The organism is Bacillus sp. FSL K6-3149 (assembly GCF_038630515.1).
Taxonomy (GTDB): domain Bacteria; phylum Bacillota; class Bacilli; order Bacillales; family Bacillaceae; genus Bacillus; species Bacillus pumilus.
Genome location: NZ_CP152034.1, coordinates 68,061 through 89,617 on the forward strand (window position 1 = coordinate 68,061; position 21,557 = coordinate 89,617).

General features: G+C 41.4%; 22 protein-coding genes. 15 read left to right on the forward strand and 7 right to left on the reverse strand.

The genetic code is table 11. The features are described from left to right. The first annotated feature begins 121 nt into the window (after positions 1–121). Positions 122–358 carry a DUF378 domain-containing protein gene (locus MHB83_RS00410; RefSeq protein WP_003212952.1) on the forward strand — a complete coding sequence of 79 codons (237 nt, stop codon included), beginning with the start codon at positions 122–124 and terminating at the stop codon, positions 356–358. 67 nt (positions 359–425) lie between these two features. Here MHB83_RS00410 and yugI read toward each other — a convergent pair whose 3' ends face one another. The 3 genes from yugI to MHB83_RS00425 all read right to left on the reverse strand — a co-directional run bounded on the left by yugI (position 426) and on the right by MHB83_RS00425 (position 2,711). Then, entirely contained in the window at positions 426–818 is a 393-nt protein-coding gene (gene yugI, locus MHB83_RS00415) for a S1 domain-containing post-transcriptional regulator GSP13 (RefSeq protein WP_003213420.1), read from the reverse strand. Positions 819–1,016: 198 nt separating this feature from the next. Then, entirely contained in the window at positions 1,017–2,210 is a 1,194-nt protein-coding gene (locus MHB83_RS00420) for an aminotransferase (protein WP_327839898.1), read from the reverse strand. After that, entirely contained in the window at positions 2,211–2,711 is a 501-nt protein-coding gene (locus MHB83_RS00425; RefSeq protein WP_003213765.1) for an Lrp/AsnC family transcriptional regulator, read from the reverse strand. It lies immediately after the preceding gene. 174 nt (positions 2,712–2,885) lie between these two features. Here MHB83_RS00425 and MHB83_RS00430 point away from each other — a divergent pair, with 174 nt between their 5' ends. Then, on the forward strand, positions 2,886–3,710 hold the full coding sequence (locus MHB83_RS00430; protein WP_226803966.1) for an alpha/beta hydrolase: 825 nt from the start codon (positions 2,886–2,888) through the stop codon (positions 3,708–3,710). On the opposite strand, the gene MHB83_RS00435 is transcribed toward MHB83_RS00430, so the two are convergent. After that, complete coding sequence (locus MHB83_RS00435; RefSeq protein WP_003213422.1) at positions 3,707–3,967, reverse strand: YugE family protein; 261 nt, start codon at positions 3,965–3,967, stop codon at positions 3,707–3,709. The genes MHB83_RS00430 and MHB83_RS00435 overlap by 4 nt on opposite strands. Positions 3,968–4,050: 83 nt before the next feature. Here MHB83_RS00435 and MHB83_RS00440 point away from each other — a divergent pair, with 83 nt between their 5' ends. Together MHB83_RS00440 and MHB83_RS00445 are read left to right on the forward strand one after the other, a co-directional pair. Beyond that, a complete protein-coding gene (locus MHB83_RS00440; protein WP_226803968.1) occupies positions 4,051–5,226 on the forward strand; it encodes a MalY/PatB family protein in 1,176 nt (391 codons plus the stop codon). Between the two features lie 133 nt (positions 5,227–5,359). Beyond that, entirely contained in the window at positions 5,360–6,652 is a 1,293-nt protein-coding gene (locus tag MHB83_RS00445) for a sensor histidine kinase (RefSeq protein ID WP_226803970.1), read from the forward strand. On the opposite strand, the gene MHB83_RS00450 is transcribed toward MHB83_RS00445, so the two are convergent. Then, the gene (locus MHB83_RS00450) at positions 6,653–6,832 is read right to left on the reverse strand and encodes a hypothetical protein (RefSeq protein ID WP_003213469.1); all 180 of its coding nucleotides are present in this window, start codon (positions 6,830–6,832) and stop codon (positions 6,653–6,655) included. 90 nt (positions 6,833–6,922) lie between these two features. Here MHB83_RS00450 and MHB83_RS00455 point away from each other — a divergent pair, with 90 nt between their 5' ends. Beyond that, complete coding sequence (locus tag MHB83_RS00455; protein ID WP_003213196.1) at positions 6,923–7,315, forward strand: kinase-associated lipoprotein B; 393 nt, start codon at positions 6,923–6,925, stop codon at positions 7,313–7,315. On the opposite strand, the gene kapD is transcribed toward MHB83_RS00455, so the two are convergent. Next, positions 7,312–7,929: a 3'-5' exonuclease KapD gene (gene kapD / locus MHB83_RS00460; RefSeq protein ID WP_003213730.1), complete on the reverse strand. Its 618-nt coding sequence runs from the start codon at positions 7,927–7,929 to the stop codon at positions 7,312–7,314. The genes MHB83_RS00455 and kapD overlap by 4 nt on opposite strands. A 218-nt stretch (positions 7,930–8,147) precedes the next feature. On the opposite strand from kapD, the gene MHB83_RS00465 reads away from it, so the two are divergent. From MHB83_RS00465 to MHB83_RS00475, 3 genes are all read left to right on the forward strand, one after another. Continuing rightward, entirely contained in the window at positions 8,148–9,326 is a 1,179-nt protein-coding gene (locus MHB83_RS00465) for an MFS transporter (RefSeq protein WP_309216248.1), read from the forward strand. Between the two features lie 108 nt (positions 9,327–9,434). Continuing rightward, positions 9,435–11,336: a transglycosylase domain-containing protein gene (locus MHB83_RS00470; RefSeq protein ID WP_050944036.1), complete on the forward strand. Its 1,902-nt coding sequence runs from the start codon at positions 9,435–9,437 to the stop codon at positions 11,334–11,336. 18 nt (positions 11,337–11,354) lie between these two features. Further along, complete coding sequence (locus MHB83_RS00475) at positions 11,355–11,765, forward strand: thiol-disulfide oxidoreductase DCC family protein (protein ID WP_003213597.1); 411 nt, start codon at positions 11,355–11,357, stop codon at positions 11,763–11,765. Between the two features lie 42 nt (positions 11,766–11,807). Here MHB83_RS00475 and MHB83_RS00480 read toward each other — a convergent pair whose 3' ends face one another. After that, positions 11,808–12,365: a YufK family protein gene (locus MHB83_RS00480; RefSeq protein WP_003212871.1), complete on the reverse strand. Its 558-nt coding sequence runs from the start codon at positions 12,363–12,365 to the stop codon at positions 11,808–11,810. A gap of 185 nt (positions 12,366–12,550) precedes the next feature. Between MHB83_RS00480 and malK the strand changes: the two genes are divergently transcribed. The 7 genes from malK (at position 12,551) to MHB83_RS00515 (ending at position 21,536) form a co-directional block, all read left to right on the forward strand. Beyond that, positions 12,551–14,152, forward strand: a complete 1,602-nt coding sequence (malK, locus tag MHB83_RS00485; protein ID WP_050944037.1) for a malate sensor histidine kinase MalK — start codon at positions 12,551–12,553, stop codon at positions 14,150–14,152. Next, positions 14,145–14,852 carry a response regulator gene (locus MHB83_RS00490; protein WP_003213073.1) on the forward strand — a complete coding sequence of 236 codons (708 nt, stop codon included), beginning with the start codon at positions 14,145–14,147 and terminating at the stop codon, positions 14,850–14,852. The genes malK and MHB83_RS00490 overlap by 8 nt, the downstream gene beginning before the upstream one ends. Positions 14,853–15,246: 394 nt before the next feature. After that, on the forward strand, positions 15,247–16,329 hold the full coding sequence (locus tag MHB83_RS00495; protein WP_044140813.1) for a BMP family protein: 1,083 nt from the start codon (positions 15,247–15,249) through the stop codon (positions 16,327–16,329). Between the two features lie 159 nt (positions 16,330–16,488). Beyond that, complete coding sequence (locus tag MHB83_RS00500) at positions 16,489–18,024, forward strand: ABC transporter ATP-binding protein (RefSeq protein ID WP_003213375.1); 1,536 nt, start codon at positions 16,489–16,491, stop codon at positions 18,022–18,024. Next, positions 18,017–19,063, forward strand: coding sequence for an ABC transporter permease (locus tag MHB83_RS00505; RefSeq protein ID WP_003212654.1), 1,047 nt, complete (start codon positions 18,017–18,019; stop codon positions 19,061–19,063). Before MHB83_RS00500 ends, MHB83_RS00505 begins: the two co-directional genes overlap by 8 nt. Continuing rightward, positions 19,064–20,023, forward strand: coding sequence for an ABC transporter permease (locus MHB83_RS00510; protein ID WP_003213713.1), 960 nt, complete (start codon positions 19,064–19,066; stop codon positions 20,021–20,023). It abuts the gene before it with no gap. A 175-nt stretch (positions 20,024–20,198) separates the two neighbouring features. Beyond that, a complete protein-coding gene (locus MHB83_RS00515) occupies positions 20,199–21,536 on the forward strand; it encodes a 2-hydroxycarboxylate transporter family protein (protein ID WP_003213451.1) in 1,338 nt (445 codons plus the stop codon). Positions 21,537–21,557: the final 21 nt, after the last annotated feature.

Below are 21,557 nucleotides of genomic sequence, written 5' to 3' on the forward strand. Positions count from 1 at the left end.
TATGCGCCTCAATCATTCCAAAAGTAAAGTAATTTGCTTTAATCCATTTTCTTACGCATAGTTTGGCTAAAAATCTGCAAAATATAAATGTATTGATGCTGTAGCGAAAGGAGGAATCACGATGAGTGCTATTCAGCGTATTGCCCTCGTGCTCACGATTATCGGTGCTATTAACTGGGGACTAATCGGCTTTTTTCAATTTGACTTAGTAGCAGCGATCTTTGGCGGACAAGGCTCTGCATTATCACGTATTATTTATGGTCTTGTTGGAATTGCAGGTCTTGTTAACCTTGGTCTATTGTTCAAGCCAAGCGAAGAAGCTGTTCGCCGTGACGAGCCGAATCCAGAGGTTCGCTAAACAAAAAGACATAAAAAAGGCCGCCTATACGAGGCAGCCAAAGGCACCGTTTGAAGCGGTGCTTTTTTTATTTCTTGATCAAATCTTTACGGTTAGATTGCTCAATCCACTCTTCAAGTTTATCTTTAAGTGTATTGAAACCTTGTGGTGTAGCAGCTTCTTCTTTCACTTGCTGTGGTCTTTGTTTCTTTGGTTTGCTTTCTTTTCTTTCAGGTGCTTCTTGTGTAGCACGGATAGAAAGGCTGATTTTACCAGCTTTTTCATCAACAGAAAGAACTTTCACTTGAACTTCGTCACCAATTGAAAGATGCTCGTTGATGTCTTTTACGAAACCATGTGTTACTTCAGAAATATGCACAAGTCCTTGAGTTTCTTCATCTAATGCAACAAACGCACCATACGCTTGTAATCCTGTTACTTTACCAGTGTAAACACTGCCTACTTCAAACTTTGTCGCCATGATAACAACTCCTAAATAAATGTTTTAATATTCGTTTATACGCAATTAAAAACTATATCACAGAACGGTCTTTTACGCAAAATATTTTTTAATTGGGTTTAGATCAGTTCAAAAGGGGGAATACCTGAAAACAAGAATGCTTTCTAGTATTCCCCCCTAATTTGAGAGGCATGAGTCCTAATGGATTGATGCCTTTTTTTATTTGATGATGGCAGGTGCTTCTTCTTTCACTTGTCGTTCCTGCAAAAAGCGCTGGATTCTTGAAAGTGATTCCTGAAGATGGTCAAGAGACGAAGCATATGAACAACGAATATGACCTTCACCACTCGGTCCGAAGACATTACCAGGGACTACGGCTACTTTTTCACTTAGGAGCAGCTCCTCAGCAAATTGTTCTGACGTCATGCCCGTCGTTTTAATGGACGGGAAAGCGTAAAATGCGCCGTTTGGCTGGTGACATGTGAGCCCCAGTTCATTCAAAGAGCCGACAAACAAATTTCGCCGCCTTCTGTAGCTTTTCTTCATTTTCTCTACATCTTCAAGCCCGTTTTTCAAGGCTTCTTCTGCTGCATATTGTGCCATTGAGGGCGCGCACATCATAGAATATTGGTGTATTTTCAGCATGGCATCGCGCAGTACAGGTGGTGCTGCCACATATCCTAAGCGCCAGCCAGTCATAGCAAACCCTTTTGAAAAGCCTGAAATGAGGATCGTTCTTTCCTTCATATCTTGAATTGCCGCAACGCTTGTAAAAGCTTCATCGTACGTCAGCTCTGCGTAAATCTCATCTGTGATAATGAGAAGGTCATGCTCTTTTGCAAATTGAGCAATATCTTCAAGCTCTTCCTTTGAATAGACAGAACCAGTTGGATTTGACGGTGAGCAAAGCAGGATCGCTTTTGTCTTAGGCGTCAGCTTCGTGCGAAGATCCGTAGAGTCTGCTTTGAAATCTTTTTCAGCCGATGTACTTAAATAAACAGGTACTCCGCCCGCAAGTGTCGTAAGGGCCCCATATGCTACGAAACAAGGCTCTGGAATGATCACTTCATCCCCGCTGTTTAAAATCGCACGAAACGCCAAATCAAGTGCCTGGCTTCCGCCAACTGTGATAATCAGTTCTTCTTCAGGACTGTATTCAATGTGAAACCGCTTATATAAATAGTTGCTCAATTCTTTTCTCAAAGATAATAACCCTGCATTCGCCGTATAAGAGGTAAGCCCTTGTTCTAATGACATAATACTTGCTTCTCTGACATTCCAAGCTGTCACGAAATCTGGCTCGCCGACACCAAGGGAAATGACCCCTTCCATTGTGGCTGCCAAATCAAAGAATTTCCGAATACCTGACGGCTGAATGCTTTGTACCGTTTCAGATAAATAAGACTTTTTCATTTAAGGTGACACCACGATTCTTTTGTCATCGTCTCCTGTTTCAAACACTTTCCCATCATGTTTATATCTCTTCAAAATAAAGTGGGTAGTTGTTGAAACAACGGAATCAAGTGTCGATAATTTTTCAGACACGAAGCGGGCAATATCAGACATAGATCTTCCGCGGATCACAACAGATAGATCGTAAACACCTGACATGAGATAGACAGACTCCACTTCCTGAAAGCGATAAATACGTTCAGCAATTTCATCAAATCCGACGCCTCTTTTTGGTGTCACTTTGACATCAATCATGGCTGTGACGCCTTCATGACCATCTACTTTACGCCAGTCAATCATGGTTGAGTAATCAATAATGACTTTTTGATCTTCAAGTTTTTGAATAATCGCTTCTGCTTCTTCTGTTGTCACGCCTGCCATTTTTGCAATTGTATTTAAATCGGCACGGCTGTTTTCATCTAAAATCTCTAATATTTCAGTTTCTTTTTCTGTTAGTTTCATTTGATTTCACACCTCAGATTGTAAAAAGCTAGTTTTAAAAAATCTTCTGAACATTATAGCACGTTTTTCCCATTATGCTAAGCAGGGAAAAGATGCTAACCATAGCTTAAAATCCACTTTTTAGGGTACAATACAGTCACCTAACAGAGAGTATCAAGTATCGGAGTGATGAGTATGGACATTGTTCAGCCAGCTTATATGAAAAGTAAATTCGGTTTAGACATCTATTACGAGCACTATCCAAATAAGGGGAAGAAAACATTGATCTTAATTCATGGTCTTTTCTCTTCTACCTTCAGCTATCGAAAGCTCATCCCGCTTCTGAAACAAGACTTCAATTTAATCGCGATCGATCTGCCGCCATTTGGACAGTCCGAGAAGTCGAATACGTTTATTTACAGCTATCGCAACATGGCAAAGATCATTATCGAGCTAGCTGGTTACTTACAGATTCAGCATGCGATCCTTGTGGGTCATTCGATGGGCGGCCAAATTGCTTTATATGCCGCATCTGAACGGCCAGACCTATTTGAAAAGGCGGTCCTTTTGTGCAGCTCAGGATATTTAAATAAATCAAAGAGATCAGTTGTTTACAGCACATATATTCCTTATTTTTATCTCTATCTTAAAAGAAAGCTCTTGAAGCAAGGCATCATGAAAAATTTAACGGCTGTTGTGCATGATCATTCCATCATTGATCAAGAGATGGTGGATGGATATTTAAAGCCTTTTTCTGATGATCAAATTTTCCGAGGGATTTTCCGCTTGATTCGGCACCGGGAAGGGGATTTGACCTCGGATGTCCTAAAGAAAATGGAGACACCCGTGCTGCTCATTTGGGGTGAGGAAGATCGAATCGTTCCCATCCAAATAGGAGAGAGGCTACACAAGGATCTGCCAAACTCGACCTTGCACGCATTAAAAAAAACCGGGCACCTCGTTCCTGAGGAAAATCCGGTCTTTGTGTCTGATCAAATCGGACATTTCAGCCTGTCTTAGCGTGTGCAGGAGCTGCTGTCTCGTATGACGAAAAGCTGATTCGCTATATGTTGACAGCTCTCAAAAGGCAGGAGCTGCTCAAATGAGTGATGATAAATGGCTTGAATGTCTTTTGCTAAAGATAAAGAGTCTTCTGCGTCGTATAATGCACTGATGACGTCAGCAGGCTCCGTTTCATAAAAGTCCTCCCCATATTGAAAAGGGTCCCATGCCTTAATGAGTTGAATCATCTCTTCTACAGCTTGACTATCTTTCATCGGTATCACCGCTTATAATAAATTTTGTGATGTTTATTTTAGCACAACCAACAATGGTTGAAAAACGGCTAGAGGTGGGTTTCATGAATTTCGACGAACAGATCATACGTAAAGGGTCAAAATCAGTGAAATGGGATCAAGCAGAGTCTTTATTCCTAACAACAGATGCGCTGCCAATGTGGGTAGCCGATATGGATTTTAAAGCGCCGCAGGTCGTCCTTGATGCATTAAAAAAGCGATTGGATCACGGTGTATTTGGCTATGCTTTTCAAGATCAGGATACGCAGCAGGCAGTAGCTGAATGGCTCAAAAGAAGACACGGGTGGTCGATCCAGACAGAAGACGTCACCTTCACACCTGGAATTGTCACGGCACTTAGTTTTGCAGTCCAAGCCTATACAAAACCAAGTGACGAAGTCGTCATACAGTCCCCTGTGTATACACCTTTTTATCAAATGATTGAACGAAATGGACGAACAGTCTCAACCAATCCTTTAAAAATAGAAAACAACCGCTATGTCATGGATTTTGATGATTTAGAGAAAAAATTAAGCAGACCTGAAGCGAAGCTCATGTTCCTCTGTCATCCGCATAATCCGTCCGGAAGAGCGTGGTCAAAAGAGGAATTAAAGCAAGTTGGAGACCTCTGTATCAAGCACGGTGTCACAGTCGTTTCAGATGAGATTCATTCTGATTTGATGCTATACGGAAAGCCGCATGTACCATTTGCTAGTCTTTCTGACGACATAGCACATATCACAGTGACGTGCATTGCACCAAGTAAAACATTTAATTTAGCTGGCCTCCAAGCATCTGCCATTATCATTTCCGATGAAGAAAAAAGAACCCTTTTCAACAATGAAATGCAAAGAAACGGACTGGCCAAACTGAATGCATTTGCGATCCCTGCGATGGAAGCAGCCTACCGCCATGGCGACGAGTGGCTTGATGCACTTGTTCTTTATCTCGAAAGCAATATGAAAATGGCAATGGACTATATTGACGAACATCTTCCAAACATGCGTTATATGAAACCAGATGCTTCTTATTTATTGTGGCTAGACATTCGGGATTATCAATTCAGTCAAGCGGAATTGAAACGCAATTTGCTAAAAAAGGGCAAAGTGATCCTAGAGCTTGGTCACGTTTACGGACTCGAAGGAGACGGCTTTATTCGGATGAATCTCGGCTGTCCTACTTCAACAGTCAAAGAAGGATTGAAACGCCTTCATCAAGCGTTTACGCAATCATCTGATTAAGACCTATATGATCAAAAGAACATCCTCACGGGTGTTCTTTTTAAAGAAAAAAACCCTCCTTTTATCATATCTACTTTGTACATGAAATGATATAATGAGAGGAATTACTATTATTTACGAGGAGAGCATTTAAATGGAAATGTTCAAGGATTTTCTGCTCCATGTATCTTTTATTCTATTTCCAATCTTTTTATATCACGCGCTATGGCTAAGCCGGACCCCTGCTCATTTCCCAAAAACGAATAAACTGCTCATCACAGTATTCGCATCCATCTCTTCAGCACTATGTATTATGTATCCAGTTGGTTCGATTTTAGACTTGCAGACTGGCCTTCAATCCATCCCTCTTGTACTTGCCATTTTATATGGAGGCTACACAGCTGGGATCATCGCCATCTTGATAAGTTCCATGGTCAAATTCGTGATGTATGGCTCTTTTTTATGGGTTGGACTCATTGTCGTACCGATTTACTTTTTCATCCCATTTCTGTTCTACCGGAAATGGCGTCAATATTCGAAGCTGAAAAAGCTGATGTATGGAGTGCTTATCGGTTTATCCAAAGGATTCTTTATTTACATTGGATTATTTGCGGTCAGCTTAATGGAATACAGCCCGGCCTTTATTATGCAGCAGAAGTTACTTGAGTTATTTCTCTCAACTCTTTACTACATATTCTTTCTCGTGCTAAGTATCTATTCCATTGAATTCGTCAAAGAAAATGCGCAAATGAGAACACAGCTCGTCCAATCAGAAAAGCTGACCATTGTAAGTGAACTCGCTGCAAGCGTTGCCCATGAAGTACGCAATCCGCTGACAGTGGTGAGAGGCTTTATCCAATTGCTCTTTTCTAGTGACAATACAAAAGAGACATCAACCAATAAAGATTATAAAAATCTCGTTTTGTCCGAGTTAGACAGGGCGCAGGATATTATTACGAGTTATCTTGACATTGCGAAACAAAATTATTATCAAATTGAATCTCTCAACCTATCTAAATTACTCGAGGAATGTGCATCACTGATGACATCCTATGCGAATTTCAAATCGGTCACGATTCATCAATCCATTGAACCTGACTTATACATTCAAGGTGATGAAACGAAGATCAAGCAAGTCATGATTAATTTAATCAAAAATGCGATTGAAGCAGCCCCAGAACACGAAGGGAAAATTGAGCTTTATGCTTCAAAAGAAAATCATAAAATATGCCTTTTTTTCGTGGATAACGGTGTAGGAATGACAGAAAGCCAAATGAAAAAGCTTGGCGAACCCTATTACACATTGAAAAATAAAGGGACTGGACTTGGGCTGACCGTGACATTTTCTATCATTGAAAATCACCATGGAACCATTCGTTTCAAAAGCTCGCTGCAGTCTGGTACAACCGTTACCGTGAAATTTCCTGAAGATACAAGAAGAAAATGATCAATCCATTTTTTTTGTCTTTTTTTCATCTATCCGCTCCTGCTTCTTAGACGCACGAACGATCAGACGAAAGCAAATAAATGCAGCCATAAAGAAAATCACAGTGGTGATTGCCGCTGGGATGTACTCCCTTTTATCTTCAGGAAAATACAGTAGAAAGAGTGCGATGAACGACAACATTCGCCATTCCCCCTTTTGCTCGTTTACTTCACTATATTGGCTAAAAGAAATGAAATACCTTCCTACGAGAAGGAAATGGAGGAATTTCACATGACAGACATTCAAATTGGACAAGTTGTGAAAGGATTTTATAAAACAGGTGTTTACATTGGGGAAGTGACAGCAGTGAAACCATCGGCCTATCTCGTTCAAGTAAAAGCCGTTCTGACACATCCCACTCAAGGCGACCTGCATCACCCAAAAGAAGCAGACGTGCCTTTTTTCCAAGAAAGACGGGCTTTGGCCTATCGTGAACAGACGAATATCCCTCATCATATGGTGAAGCCTTATGATGGCGTTATACCAGATTATCAAGTATCACTAAAAGAAGCTGTAGAAAAATTAAAACAAGCGCTCCATGCGGATGAATCCAAATGGGCGGAAAAATCAAGAGCATGCCTATCTTCTCTCGAAAAAGATTATTTTCCAGAAGACGCCCGCTAATCAGCCGAATCAAAAAAATGTGAGAAATCGATCAGCTCACCAATTTTGGTTGTTTGCGGATTTTCCACATAGGCTCTGTCTTTTTCAAAAAGGGTTAACAGCTGATAAGTCGTCATGGCATCATCTAGTGCTTTATGATGCTTACCAGCTCCTTCACTGCCGTATTCCTTTGCCGCCTTGCGAAGCCCTGTCAGTGTGCGATCACCAAAAAAGGTTTTATATTCAAAGGCAAGGTCCCTCAGCTTCCCCTTAAAAGGAAAGGCAATGTGATTGAGCATACAGTTTTGCTTCAGCACTTTCATGTCCATATTGCCCCATGTAATAATCTCACAATCCTCTCCCCCATCTAGCGACACAAGCTTCTCGATAAATGCCTCAAAGGAAATTCCGCTCTCTACATCCTGCTGCGTAATACCGAGGAACGATTTACAGCGCTTCGTCAGCTTCGGGAACTTTTTCGGTTTGACGTAGCTAGAGAACGTGTCTATGATCGTTTCACTTGCCGCTTTCACTACCCCAGCTTCAATAATTTCAGGAAAAAAATTTTGCGGATGATACTTTCCATCAGGCATCGTAAATTCAAAATCGACCACAAGCACCGTCTTCTGTTCCACCAGTCTCACCTCACTTTTTCATCAGTTTTTCATTCTGATACCATTATATTAAGACGGACCTTGAAATCACTTCATTTTCTTGAAAATAATGCAGATTCACTATGCCCAACCTATTCATCAGATGAAAGATCGTTTAGTTTCCTTTATAATTATTAAGGAGCACGAAATAAATAAAGAAGGTGGTCTCTATCACAAACAGGAAGAAAAACTTGTACATCATGTGGTTTGTGAACTTTTTTGTATCTGCCAGCATTACAATGATCGTCCCTTTTTTATCACTTTACATAGAATCTCTTGATAGCAGTTATTCAAATGAATTTGTCCAAAGATGGAGCGGCTATGTCTTTGGCGTCACGTTTTTAACGGCCTTTCTGATTTCTCCGATTTGGGGACGGATTGGAGATCGGCATGGCTATAAAAAGATTTTGCTCATTAACGGGATTGGGATCGCAACAAGTATTCTATTAATGGGGCTTGTGCAAACCGTTTATCAGCTATTCGCCCTGCGGCTCTTCATGGGGCTTGTCACAGGTTTTATCTCGACTTCAATGGCACTCATCTCTGCACAGACGGAAAAGGCAACTGCAGGTAAAACCCTTGGAACGATGCAGATGAGTAATGTCGCCGGAGGATTGTTTGGTCCATTAATGGGCGGATTCATGGCAGACAGCGTCGGATTTATTTATACGTTTTTCCTCACAGCGGCTGTCATTTATGTGTCAGCAATTGTGATTATTTTCGGAGTGAAAGAACATCCCATCCGTTCAAAAGAAGCGAGGCGCGTTTCTTACTCACGGAAGGATGTGCTCGTTCATATTTTCAAACAGCCTTTGCTTGTCGTCACGATGCTTTTAACGTTTATTACACAAGTAGGGAACTTTAGCATTCAGCCACTTTTGGCTTTATACATTCATGATTTACACGGTCCTGTTAATCTCGCATTTTATGCAGGTCTTGCGTTCTCTGCAACTGGACTTGGCAACCTGCTCTTTACACGAAAATGGGGAGATCTCGGAGATCGAATTGGTCACGACAAGGTGCTGCTTGCCCTTCTCATCCTCTCCTCTATTTTATTCATCCCGCAAGCAATGGCGGATTCCTATGCGATGTTAGTACTTTTCCGTTTTCTATACGGGATGGCACTTGGCGGGATTATTCCATGTACGACGGCGTATATTCGGATCAAAGCACCTGCCTCTATGCAAGGGGAAGTGCTTGGATACAATGTCAGCTTCCGTTTTCTTGGGAATGTTGTCGGTCCGGTAATTGGCGGCATTGTGGCGAGTCATTACGGGATTCCAGCTGTCTTTTATGTCACCGCCGGCATTTTTCTATTTGGCGCATTATTTTTATGGGCAGTCCGCTCACAGTCGAAGGCAAAAGAAGGGAGTGTCTGATCCAGCATCAGATACTCTTTTTTCTTGTGTAGAAGCCTTATTCACTAGACTTCAAGCCCATTCTTTTCTAAAAATAACCTTCTCGTATTCGCAAAAGAATGGTACGATATGGCTAGAAAATTGAAGAAAGTGAGTGACCTCATGTTTCGTGCAATGATTGGTTGGTTATTACTTGCTGCCCTCATTCCATTATTTGTTCTGACTTTTTATCTATCAAAGGAAGAAGCTGCAAGTGTGAAGCCTGTGAACGAAGTGCTTGATCAAAAAATCAAGCTGGAAAAGATAGATTTTTCCCAAAACAGTTATATGTATGATCGGGATGGTTCCCTCATCTCCGAAATCGTATCAAACGATGAAAACCGAGTGTTCGTCACGTATGATAAAATTCCTGATCATGTGAAGGAGCTGTTCCTCCGCTCAGAGGACCGTAACTTTTATGACCATAAAGGCATTGACTTTATGGGAGTTGTTCGTGCCCTTGCCTCAAATGTGAAAAACCATGGCATCAGCCAAGGCGCAAGTACGATCACACAGCAATTATCTCGTAATTTATATTTAAGCCATGAACGTTCGTTCACCCGAAAGTTTACAGAGCTGCTCTATTCCTATGAATTAGAGCGGAAATTCTCGAAAGATGAAATACTCGAAAGCTATTTAAATACGATTTATTTCAGTAATGGTGTTTACGGTGTCGGTTCTGCGGCTAATTACTATTTTGATAAGCCACTTAGTTCTTTAACGCTTGCACAGATGGCATTTATCTCTGCGATTCCAAACAACCCAACACTGTATGACCCATTGAAGCAATTCAAACACACAAAGAAACGCCAAGAACGACTGCTTGGCATTTTAAAGAAAGACGGCGTCATCACCAAAAAGCAATACAAAAAAGCCGTCAAACAAAAAATCAGCCTGTCCTTGAGTGAAAAGAAAAACCTTTACCCTGACTATGTGACATATGCCAATGAGGAATTTACCGATCTTGTGTCAGATCAGGAAGGCTTTACAAAACGCTTGAAGAAGGCCAAAACAGATGGAGCAAAAAAAGCCATTCAAAAAGAATTATCTGAAAAGGTCAGTGCCCTGCTTCAGGATGGGGTCAAAATTTATACGGCACTTGATCCTTCCTTACAGCAACGAGCCGTCTATCAGCTCAATGCGCAGCTACCTTACCAAGGTGTAGAAGGCGGATCAGCGGTCATTAATCATGAAACGCATCAAATTGTCGCACTTGCTGGCGGGAAGAACTATAAAAAGTTTGATTTCAACTACGCCTATCAAGCGCAAAGACAGCCTGGTTCTGCGATTAAGCCGCTTTTAGACTATGGTCCTTACATCGACCAAACCGGTGCAACAGCTTCAAGCAAAATTAGTGCCGGCAAGTTTTGTAGCAGCGGATACTGTCCGCAGAACTATAATCATAAAACGTATGGAACCGTCACACTTGAAACAGCCTTTAAAAACTCTTACAATACCCCTGCGATCCGAATGCTAGATACAGTCGGTGTCAAAAAGGGCTTTAGCTATTTAGAGAAATTCTCATTCGAGCATATCGTAGCGGATGATTACCGCCTTCCTTCTGCACTTGGCGGATTTACGAAGGGCTTCTCGCCGCTAGAAATAACAGATGCGTATACCGTCTTTGGCAACCAAGGTGCTTACACGCAAAATCATTCGATCACAAAGGTGACAGACTTAAACGGCAAGACACTTTACAAGTGGAAAGAGTCACCGAAGCAAGTGTATTCTCAGCGGACAAATGACACCATGCGTAAACTGCTTGCCTCCGTTGTAAAAAGCGGAACAGGGAAAAAAGCGAATTTCAGTTCCCCTTACATTGGTGGTAAAACAGGAACATCCAATGACTACAAAGACATTTGGTTTGTTGGACTGACAGATCAATATACAATGGGTGTATGGGTTGGAAGAGATAGAGGAACGGTTGAATCTATTTACAGCTCAAGTCCGCACTTACGTATTTGGAAAAATACGATGCAATACGCCAGATAAACAGGAGGTTTGATTGCAATGCATTCAACACATCCATCCCATTTAATTTTATTTGATGGTGTCTGCAACGTGTGCAGCGGCGCTGTTCAGTTTGTGATTAAGCGTGATCCAAATGAGCGAATGATGTTTGCTTCATTACAATCAGAGACAGGGCAGCGCATTTTAAAAGAAAACGGTTTGCCTTTAGATGAGTTTAATTCATTCATTTATATTGAAAAAGGAACCCTTTATACGAAGTCGACAGGCATCTTAAAAGCCACGCGGCATTTAAAAGGAATCTACAGATGGAGTTATTTATTCCTTGCCATTCCGCGCCCTATCCGTGATTGGTTTTATGAGCGGATAGCGAAAAATCGCTACAAATGGTTCGGTCAAAAAACATCTTGTATGATGCCTACACCTGATATTCAAAAACGGTTTCTATCATAAAAAAAGCATCCTCCACTATCGGAGGATGCTTTCTTTGTCTGTTTATGAAGGCAGACTTGCCATAACACTGTTATAAAGCTTAATAAATAAGTACAAAATGCCGATTAAAAACGTGGCCCAAAACAGCAAAATAAACATCATAAATCCAATTAAATTCAGCATGGAAAGCGATTGATAAATGCGGACCACAACCCAGATAAAATAGACAAGACCTGCTAAAACAAATAGTCCGACAAGCAAAATCAGCTGCTGCGTCAGCAGAAATGCAAGTAAGCTGGCAAATAAATAAACAACGGATGCAATCCGAATTTTCTTTAAGTTCTCTCCTTCAGGATCTTTCGCGAAAAAGAGTAGCGCCAGCTCTAACACCGTATCTGCAATCAGTTTCAAGGCAGATAAAATCATAAAATAAACAAGTGCAAAAGCAGCAAAAAGAGCAAGCCGAATGCCCTGTTCCGAGAAGAATTCCAGCATTCCTTTTAAAATACCTGCTTGAGTCAAGAAATCAGTCATAATCCCTACTGTGAAAATCGAAAAAGCAGAGCTGAATAGTAAAATCGAAATCAGCGGAAAATATCCAGTCAAATATGTATTTTTCATAAATAGATCCTTTCTCATAAGCTCACATTTATTATGGCTCACTTAAAACGGATTGACAAGATGCTTTCAAAGTAAACTGGTGGCAAAATCAAATTTGTGATTTTGCACGTACATTCCTTCACAAACTTACATTTTCCCGTTAAAGTATTACTATTACGAAAAAATCGTGCGTTAGGGGTATACTCGTGAAAAAAACATTAAGATTGCAAACACGACTGACGATTTTTGTTTGTATCGTTGTCCTGATCTCCCTTTGTATCACTTTCTTTACGATCTGGTCAGAAACAGCTAAAAACATTCATCAGCAGGAACGTGACATCGCCCTCTCCACTGCCAAAATGGTCGCAGAGGCTCCGATCACAGCGAAATCATTAGAAGAAAATCGATCGTATTCAGCACTCCGTCAATATACAACAAGTGTTCAGCGAATCACCAAAACCGAATTCGTTGTCGTGATGGATATGAACGGCATTCGCAAAACCCATCCAAATCCGCAGAAGATCGGGAAGCGGTTTGCTGGCGGTGATGAAAAACTAGCATTACAGGGTAAAGAGCATATTAGTACGGCTTCTGGAACACTTGGCAGATCCATGCGTGCTTTTGTTCCGGTTTATGATCAAAATGGGAAGCAGCTCGGGGCTGTGGCAGTAGGGATTACGTTAAAGGAAATTGACTTGATTATTCATCAAAGCTTACTTCCACTCTACTTCGTCATATCGCTCAGTCTTCTTTCTGGTATCATTGGAGCACTCATTGTGGCAAGAAAAGTGAAGAAAATTATGTTTGGACTAGAGCCAGATGAGATTGCTACATTATTAAAAGAACGAAGCGCCATGCTAGAATCAACAAAAGAAGGGATTCTTGCCGTCGATCAGCACGGTAAAATCAAGCTCGCCAATGCTGAAGCGAAACGGCTCTTTCATATTATGGGCATTATGGTTGATCCTAGAGAACAAGATGTTCAGGTGCTCCTCCCTTCAAGCGGTCTAAAGCAAGTCATTGAAACACGCAAGCCGCTGCTTGACCGCGACGTGAGAATGAACGGACTGGAGCTCGTATTTAACGAAGTCCCGATTACGGTAAAGGGCGAGATCGTTGGAGCGATCGCCACCTTCCGTGACAAAACAGAAGTCAAACACTTGGCTGAGCAGCTGAGCGGAGTCAAAATGTATGCAAATGCCCTCCGTGCCCAGTCACATGAATTTATGAACAAGCTTCATGTCATTTTAGGATTGGTTCAGCTCAAAAACTACGATGACCTTGGCACTTATATCAAAGATATTGCGATCTATCAGCAGACGGAAACAAATGAAATCATCAACCATGTGAAAAACTCTGTTTTAGCAGGATTTTTACTAGGAAAACAAAGCTATATCAGGGAACAAGGCGCGACCTTAGAAGTCATATGCAGCACACAAGTCCCAAATTCAGAGGACCCGGCAGTGACGCATGATCTCATTACCGTCATTGGCAACCTGTTAAATAACGCACTCGATGCTGTTTCTCATACTGAGACGAAGAACATCTCGATCTCATTCCGATACGTTCAGGAGCAGCTTCATATTGAAATTACAGACACAGGTGTTGGTCTCACAAAAAAAGAACAAGACATCATGTTTGATCAAGGCTTTTCAACTAAAGGAGAAGACAGAGGATTCGGTCTCTACTTCGTTGATCAAAGCATCAAAAAATTGAACGGTCATCTGATTGTCACGAGTGAAAAAGGAGAAGGAACGACCTTTAGTCTCCGTATTCCGTATAAACAAAAGGAGGATTCACATGATTAATGTGTTAATAGTAGAAGACGACCCAATGGTTGGGGAGCTGAACAAACGCTACCTGACCCAAATCGACGGCTTTGAATTAAAAGGGATTGCCACCTCTTTTCAGCAGGCACTGGACATCTTAAAAACAGAAGCCATTCACCTTGTACTGCTCGATATTTATATGCCTGGACAAAATGGCCTGGCATTATTATCAGAAATTCGCAAACAAAATCATTCGGTTGATGTCATTGTCATTTCAGCTGCCAATGAAGTCGACGTGATCCAGCAAACGATGCGAAACGGGGCTGTTGATTATTTGATCAAGCCGTTTGAATTTGAACGTTTCCAATCAGCGCTCTCAGAATATAAACGAAAACACGCCTTGTACCAAACGATGAACAGCATCTCGCAAAATGATTTAGATGCGAAGCTCTTTCATAAAAAAGCAGAGACGGAAAAAGTCCTTCTGCCAAAAGGCCTGACCAAAAGCACACTCAAACTCATCTGGACAAGTATTCAATCATTCGGTCATCAGGCTTTCACGACCGAAGACCTAGCGAATCATACAGAAATCTCTCAAGTCTCTATTAGAAAATACTTGAAATTCCTTGAGGACATCGAAGTAGTTGATGTTGAAATGGCATACGGGACAATTGGACGCCCTGTTTTCCAATATAAACTCAGTACAACAAATATGAATTTAATTCAGCAATATCTATAATTTGACACATCTGACCTTATACAGAGGCCAGATGTTTTTTTATGGAACACGATGTGACAAACCCCTTGATATCAGTGGTTCCACTGTAGTAGATCACATCACAAAAGCGGCATTATATCATATTTCAGCACATAAAAAGACATCGAATTTAGCCTTTTAACATTTTTTTTAAAATAAAACAAATTTCTATTTATTTATTCGATTGGAAATGATAAATTATGATTGATTAGTTCAACGAGATATAAGTCTGATGTCTTACATCTTCTCTCCTGTCCTCCATAAGTTTCAGGAGAAAGCAGGATAAAATACCCTATTCAAAAGGGTGAGAAGAGATAGGTCGGTCTTTTTTCGCGAGACTTTTCTGAAACTTTTAAATTTTATAGGGGGTTATGTTTTGAAGAAGCGCAAAATTGGACTAGCATTGTCCTTAGTCGTAGCAGCAGGAACCATCCTTGGAGCATGCGGCAACTCTGGCTCAAACAGCGGTGAAAGCAAAAAAGATAAAGATCAATTCACTGTTGCAATGGTAACTGATGTCGGTGGTGTCGATGACAAATCGTTTAACCAATCAGCTTGGGAAGGTTTACAAGCATTTGGAAAAGACAACAATCTAAAAAAAGGTAAAAACGGCTTTGATTACTTACAATCTAAATCAGACGCTGACTATACAACAAACTTAAACACACTTGCTCGTGAGAAATTCGACCTGATTTACGGAATTGGTTTCTTAATGCAAGATTCTATTAGTGAAATTGCAGATCAGCGTAAGAAAAACCACTTTGCCATCGTTGATGCTGTCGTGAAAAAAGACAACGTAGCCAGCATTGTGTTCAACGAAAATGAAGGATCATTCCTTGTGGGTGTTGCGGCTGCTCTTTCTACAAAATCAAATAAAATTGGTTTTGTTGGCGGCGTTGATTCTGAATTAGTCAGAAAATTCGAAGTTGGTTTCCGTGCAGGCGTTGAAGCAGCTAACCCGAAAGCAAAAGTTGAAGTGAAATATGCTGGTGCATTCGATAAGGCAGACATCGGGAAAGCAACAGCTGAAAGCATGTACAAATCCGGCGTCGACATCATTTATCATGCTGCTGGCGGCACTGGAACTGGTGTCTTCACAGAAGCGAAAAACCTGAAAAAAGCGGATCCTAACCGCAAAGTTTGGGTCATCGGTGTAGATAAAGACCAGTATGACGAAGGAAAAGTACCTGGAACAAAACAAAGTGTCACCCTTACTTCTATGGTTAAGAAAGTAGACAAAGCGGTACAAGACTTAACAACGAAAGCAAAAGAAGGTAAGTTCCCTGGCGGCGAAGTGATCACATATGGTCTGAAAGAAGGCGCTCTTGACATTTCTCCATCTCAGGACAACCTTAATAAAGATGTATTGAAGAAAGTAGAAGAATGGAAACAAAAAATCATCAAGGGCGAAATTAAAATCCCTGCAACACGTGATGAACTAAAAGATTTTAAAGCTTAATTTGAACATCGGGATAAGCGCGCCTTATCCCCTTGTTTCTCCTTTACCTCCTCTTTATTCGTAAAAGGTGGTAAAAGAAAAGCTGCAGCCTCGTTTTGCAGCTTTTCTTTTGCTAGTTTTTATCTTCATCAGCACCCTAAAAAAGGAGCGGTTAAACCTGTGGATTATGTCATTGAAATGTTGAATATACGCAAAGAATTCCCTGGCATTGTAGCAAACGATAACATTACGCTGCAGCTAAAAAAGGGCGAAATTCATGCGCTGCTTGGTGAAAACGGCGCTGGAAAATCAACGCTCATGAACGTGCTTTTCGGACTGTACCAGCCTGAAAAAGGTGAAATCAAGGTTCACGGAAAACCTGTGACCATCTCTAGCCCGAATGATGCAAGTGATTTAGGCATCGGTATGGTGCATCAGCACTTTATGCTTGTCGATACCTTCACCGTCGCTGAAAACATCATTTTAGGAAAAGAGCCCAAGAAATTTGGAAAGATCGACAAAGAACAAGCCATACAGCAAGTACAAGAGCTTTCTGACCGCTATGGTTTAAAAATAGACCCTGCCGCAAAAGTATCTGACATCTCTGTCGGCATGCAGCAGCGTGCAGAAATTTTAAAAACTCTTTACCGCGGCGCTGATATTTTGATCTTCGACGAACCAACAGCCGTCTTAACACCTCAAGAAATTAAAGAACTCATACAAATTATGAAGAACTTAATCAATGAAGGCAAATCCATTATTTTAATTACCCATAAGCTGAAAGAAATTATGGATGCATGTCACCGCGTCACCATTATCCGAAAAGGCCAAGGCATTCGTACACTTGATGTGGAAAGCACAAACAAAGATGAGCTTGCAAGCCTCATGGTCGGTCGTGAAGTTTCATTTAAGACAGACAAAAAAGACGCCTCTCCTGCTGAGGAAGTACTTCAAATTCAGGATCTTACGGTAAAAGACGCACGAGGAATTGAAGCGGTCAAACATCTCAACCTCTCAGTAAAGGCTGGAGAAATTGTTGGTATTGCTGGAGTCGATGGCAATGGTCAATCTGAATTGATTGAAGCCATTACCGGTCTAAAAAAATCAGAATCTGGCACGATCATGCTAAACGGGAAAGCCATTCAAAATCTTCCGCCTCGTAAGGTGACCGAATCTGGAATTGGACACATTCCTCAAGACCGTCATAAACACGGACTAGTGCTTGATTTTTCAATAGGAGAGAATATTTCGTTACAAACGTATTACCAGCGTCCATACTCAAAATTTGGCTTGATGAATATGAAAAATATATACCAAAAGGCAAAGCAAATCATTGCCGAGTATGACGTAAGAACACCGAGTGAATATACAGAGGCACGCGCCCTGTCAGGCGGGAATCAGCAAAAAGCCATTATTGGCCGTGAAGTTGACCGCAATCCCGATTTATTAATTGCCGCTCAGCCGACACGTGGACTTGATGTTGGTGCGATTGAATTTGTTCATAAGCGCCTCATTGAGCAAAGGGACACAGGCAAAGCCGTCCTCCTCATCTCATTTGAGCTTGATGAAATTATGAATGTCAGTGATAAGATTGCTGTTATATTCGAAGGCAGCATTATTGCCATCGTTGATCCAAAAGAAACAACAGAGCAAGAGCTTGGTCTATTAATGGCTGGAAGTACGCAACAGGAAGTGGGGAAAGAAGCAAATGTCTAATCGCTTAACAAATCTGCTCATTCCGCTTATAGCCATTGTACTTGGTCTTTTTGTTGGGGCCATTATTATGCTGGCAAGCGGTTATAGTGTCATCGAAGGCTATGGCGCCCTTTGGAATGGCGTCTTCGGTGAAACCTATTATATGGGAGAAACCATCAGACAAGTGACACCTTACATTTTATCAGGGCTTGCTGTTGCTTTTGCATTTCGGACAGGTCTCTTTAATATCGGTGTAGAAGGTCAAATGCTGATTGGCTGGGTAGCTGCTGTATGGATCGGTACAACTGTCCATGCACCTATGTACATCCATCTGCCACTTGCACTCATCACCGCAGCTGCTGCTGGTGCATTATGGGGCTTTATTCCTGGGTTTTTAAAGGCTCGTTTTTATGTTCATGAAGTGATTGTCACGATCATGATGAACTACATTGCCCTTCATGTGACGAACTATTTGATTTCAAATGTCTTAACAAATAATAAAGATAAAACAGAAAAAATCGATGCCACTGCCTCGCTTCGCTCTGGTTTCTTTGAACAAATCACCGATTTCTCCCGGATGCATAATGGTATTTTTGTTGCCATTATAGCTGCGGTCGTGATGTGGGTCATTATTCAAAAAACCTCTAAAGGCTTTGAATTGCGGGCTGTTGGAATGAACCAGCAGGCATCCCATTATGCCGGTATGAATGTTCGCCGCAATATCATTTATGCGATGCTCATTTCAGGTGCTTTTGCAGGTCTTGCAGGCGCAATGGAAGGTCTTGGTACATTTGAATATGCATCAATTAAAGGCTCGTTTACCGGTGTAGGTTTTGACGGAATCGCCGTCGCTTTATTAGGTGGAAATACTGCTGTTGGTGTTGTTCTTGCTGCACTGCTGCTTGGTGGATTGAAGGTCGGCGCTTTAAATATGCCACTTGAATCTGGCGTACCGACTGAGGTCGTTGATATTGTCATTGCGATCATTATTCTTTTCGTCGCCTCAAGCTATATTATCCGTCTTGTGATGAACCAAATGAAGAAAAAGGGGGGAAAATAAGTGGGATTTCTGCAAATTCTTGAAATCATCGTCCCAGCAACACTTGTCTATGCTGCACCACTTATTTTAACCGCTCTTGGAGGCGTCTTTTCAGAAAGATCAGGTGTTGTGAATATCGGTCTTGAAGGTTTGATGGTCGTCGGAGCATTTTCCAGTATTATCTTTAACTTGTTTTTTGCTGATACATTCGGGGCCTTGACCCCGTGGCTTGGGCTCCTCGTCGGAATGGCGATTGGCGGATTGTTCTCTCTCATTCATGCAGTTGCGACCATTACATTCCGTGCAGATCAAACGGTCAGTGGTGTTGCGATTAACATGCTGGCACTTGGCGCTACGCTGTTTGTCGTGAAACTCATTTACGGGAAAGCTCAAACAGATAAAATTACAGAGCCTTTCTATAAAGGTGATATTCCCCTTTTAAGTGACATTCCGATAATTGGCGATATCTTCTTTAAAGATGTTTATTATACGTCCATACTCGCATTAGCGCTTGCGGTTGTTGCTTGGTTTGTTTTATTTAAAATGCCGTTTGGTCTTCGTCTTCGTGCAGTCGGAGAACATCCAATGGCTGCTGATACAATGGGAATCAAAGTGTACCGGATGCGCTATATCGGCGTCTTTATTAGTGGACTGTTTGGTGGTCTTGGCGGAGCTGTTTATGCCTCAACCATCGCACTTGATTTCTCACATGCGACCATAACTGGACAAGGCTTCATCGCACTAGCTGCACTTGTCTTCGGTAAATGGCACCCATTCGGCGCAATGGGCGCTGCTTTATTCTTTGGATTTGCTCAAAGTTTAAGCATTATTGGCTCTCTCCTGCCGCTCTTCCAAGATATACCGAACGTGTATATGCTCATTGCACCATATGTGCTGACCATCTTAGCACTCACTGGCTTCATCGGCCGAGCAGATGCACCGAAAGCACTTGGGACACCTTATTTAAAAGGAAAACGATAATAACGATGTATGATCAATCCCCTGAAGGATAAACTACCTTCAGGGGATTTTTGTATGATAAAAACATAAAAACTCCTGTTTATTTTACTTTTATTACACTTAATTTAGTTTAATAAATAGATGAGTGTCACAGAATCTTCTACAATTGAGACAAATAGCATTTGGGGGTGTTTATGTGGCTAATACACAACAATTGAAATCGATTACAGACGATTCTGACAATAATAAAAGCGTTTTCCGTAAGATCATGTCTTGGAAAATTGGTGTTATTGACTTACCTGTGTATTTAGTACTTGCAGCGATTATTTTAACTGCCGCTTATTTCAATAAAATTCCAGCAAATATGCTTGGTGGTTTCGCTGTTATTATGATTTTGGGGATTTTCCTTGGAGATATAGGACAACGTATTCCGATATTAAAAGATATTGGTGGACCGGCGATTCTTTCTTTATTCGTACCATCGTTCCTGGTCTTTTTTCATGTTCTGAATCCGAACTCGTTGGAAGCGGTTACGTCTCTTATGAAGACGTCGAACTTCCTTTACTTCTATATTTCTGCTCTTGTAGTAGGTAGTATTCTTGGGATGCAGCGAACTGTTTTAGTACAAGGCCTTATTCGTATGTTTGTTCCTCTTGTTGCAGGTACAATTGCAGCTGTGACTGCCGGAATTCTTGTTGGTCTTTTAGTTGGTTACACACCGCATCATTCGTTCTTCTTTATTATTGTTCCGATTATTGCCGGTGGTGTTGGAGAAGGGATTTTGCCATTATCTATTGCTTATTCACAAATTCTTGGTGTATCAGCAGAGTCATTAATCTCTCAATTAATTCCTGCTGCCGTCATTGGGAACGTCATTGCCATTATCTGTGCTGGCGCAATGAAGAAGCTTGGTGAAAAACGTCCTGAACTAAACGGGAATGGTCGTCTTGTAAAATCTAAAGAGGCAAATGAAATTTTTGAACAGCCTGATATGGATCCAAAAGTTGATTTTGGGTTAATGGGTGCTGGTGTACTCGTGGCTTGTACAACGTTCATTTTTGGTGGTTTATTAGAAAGCTTTGTTCATATTCCAGGTCCAATCTTAATGATTGTTCTTGCCGCTTTAATCAAATACTTAAACGTGATGCCTCAGCATCTGCAAGATGGCTCACAGCAGTTCTACAAGTTTGTATCAAGAAGCTTTACATGGCCGCTTATGGTCGGTCTAGGGATTCTATACATTCCACTTGATGATGTAGCAACAGTGATTTCTATTCCATTCGTTTGTGTATGTATCGCTGTCGTTCTTGGAATGGTGGGTTCTGGTTACTTCGTTGGGAAATTGATGAACATGTACCCAGTAGAATCTGCGATTGTGACAGGCTGTCACAGCGGACTTGGCGGTACTGGTGACGTTGCGATCCTTTCAGCTTCTGGAAGAATGGGTCTCATGCCTTTCGCACAAGTATCTACACGTCTTGGTGGAGCAGCAACTGTGATCTGCGCAACAATCTTACTTAGAATGTTTACTTAAAACATTGAAACATCAAAAGCA

Excerpts from the sequence above, each read along its gene's own strand:
- MHB83_RS00410 (WP_003212952.1), top strand. The coding sequence starts at position 122 with ATGAGTGCTATTCAGCGTATTGCCCTCGTGCTCACGATTATCGGTGCT.
- yugI (WP_003213420.1), bottom strand. The coding sequence starts at position 818 with ATGGCGACAAAGTTTGAAGTAGGCAGTGTTTACACTGGTAAAGTAACA.
- MHB83_RS00420 (WP_327839898.1), bottom strand. The coding sequence starts at position 2,210 with ATGAAAAAGTCTTATTTATCTGAAACGGTACAAAGCATTCAGCCGTCA.
- MHB83_RS00425 (WP_003213765.1), bottom strand. The coding sequence starts at position 2,711 with ATGAAACTAACAGAAAAAGAAACTGAAATATTAGAGATTTTAGATGAA.
- MHB83_RS00430 (WP_226803966.1), top strand. The coding sequence starts at position 2,886 with ATGGACATTGTTCAGCCAGCTTATATGAAAAGTAAATTCGGTTTAGAC.
- MHB83_RS00435 (WP_003213422.1), bottom strand. The coding sequence starts at position 3,967 with ATGAAAGATAGTCAAGCTGTAGAAGAGATGATTCAACTCATTAAGGCA.
- MHB83_RS00440 (WP_226803968.1), top strand. The coding sequence starts at position 4,051 with ATGAATTTCGACGAACAGATCATACGTAAAGGGTCAAAATCAGTGAAA.
- MHB83_RS00445 (WP_226803970.1), top strand. The coding sequence starts at position 5,360 with ATGGAAATGTTCAAGGATTTTCTGCTCCATGTATCTTTTATTCTATTT.
- MHB83_RS00450 (WP_003213469.1), bottom strand. The coding sequence starts at position 6,832 with ATGTTGTCGTTCATCGCACTCTTTCTACTGTATTTTCCTGAAGATAAA.
- MHB83_RS00455 (WP_003213196.1), top strand. The coding sequence starts at position 6,923 with ATGACAGACATTCAAATTGGACAAGTTGTGAAAGGATTTTATAAAACA.
- MHB83_RS00465 (WP_309216248.1), top strand. The coding sequence starts at position 8,148 with ATGTGGTTTGTGAACTTTTTTGTATCTGCCAGCATTACAATGATCGTC.
- MHB83_RS00470 (WP_050944036.1), top strand. The coding sequence starts at position 9,435 with ATGGCTAGAAAATTGAAGAAAGTGAGTGACCTCATGTTTCGTGCAATG.
- MHB83_RS00475 (WP_003213597.1), top strand. The coding sequence starts at position 11,355 with ATGCATTCAACACATCCATCCCATTTAATTTTATTTGATGGTGTCTGC.
- MHB83_RS00480 (WP_003212871.1), bottom strand. The coding sequence starts at position 12,365 with ATGAAAAATACATATTTGACTGGATATTTTCCGCTGATTTCGATTTTA.
- MHB83_RS00490 (WP_003213073.1), top strand. The coding sequence starts at position 14,145 with ATGATTAATGTGTTAATAGTAGAAGACGACCCAATGGTTGGGGAGCTG.
- MHB83_RS00505 (WP_003212654.1), top strand. The coding sequence starts at position 18,017 with ATGTCTAATCGCTTAACAAATCTGCTCATTCCGCTTATAGCCATTGTA.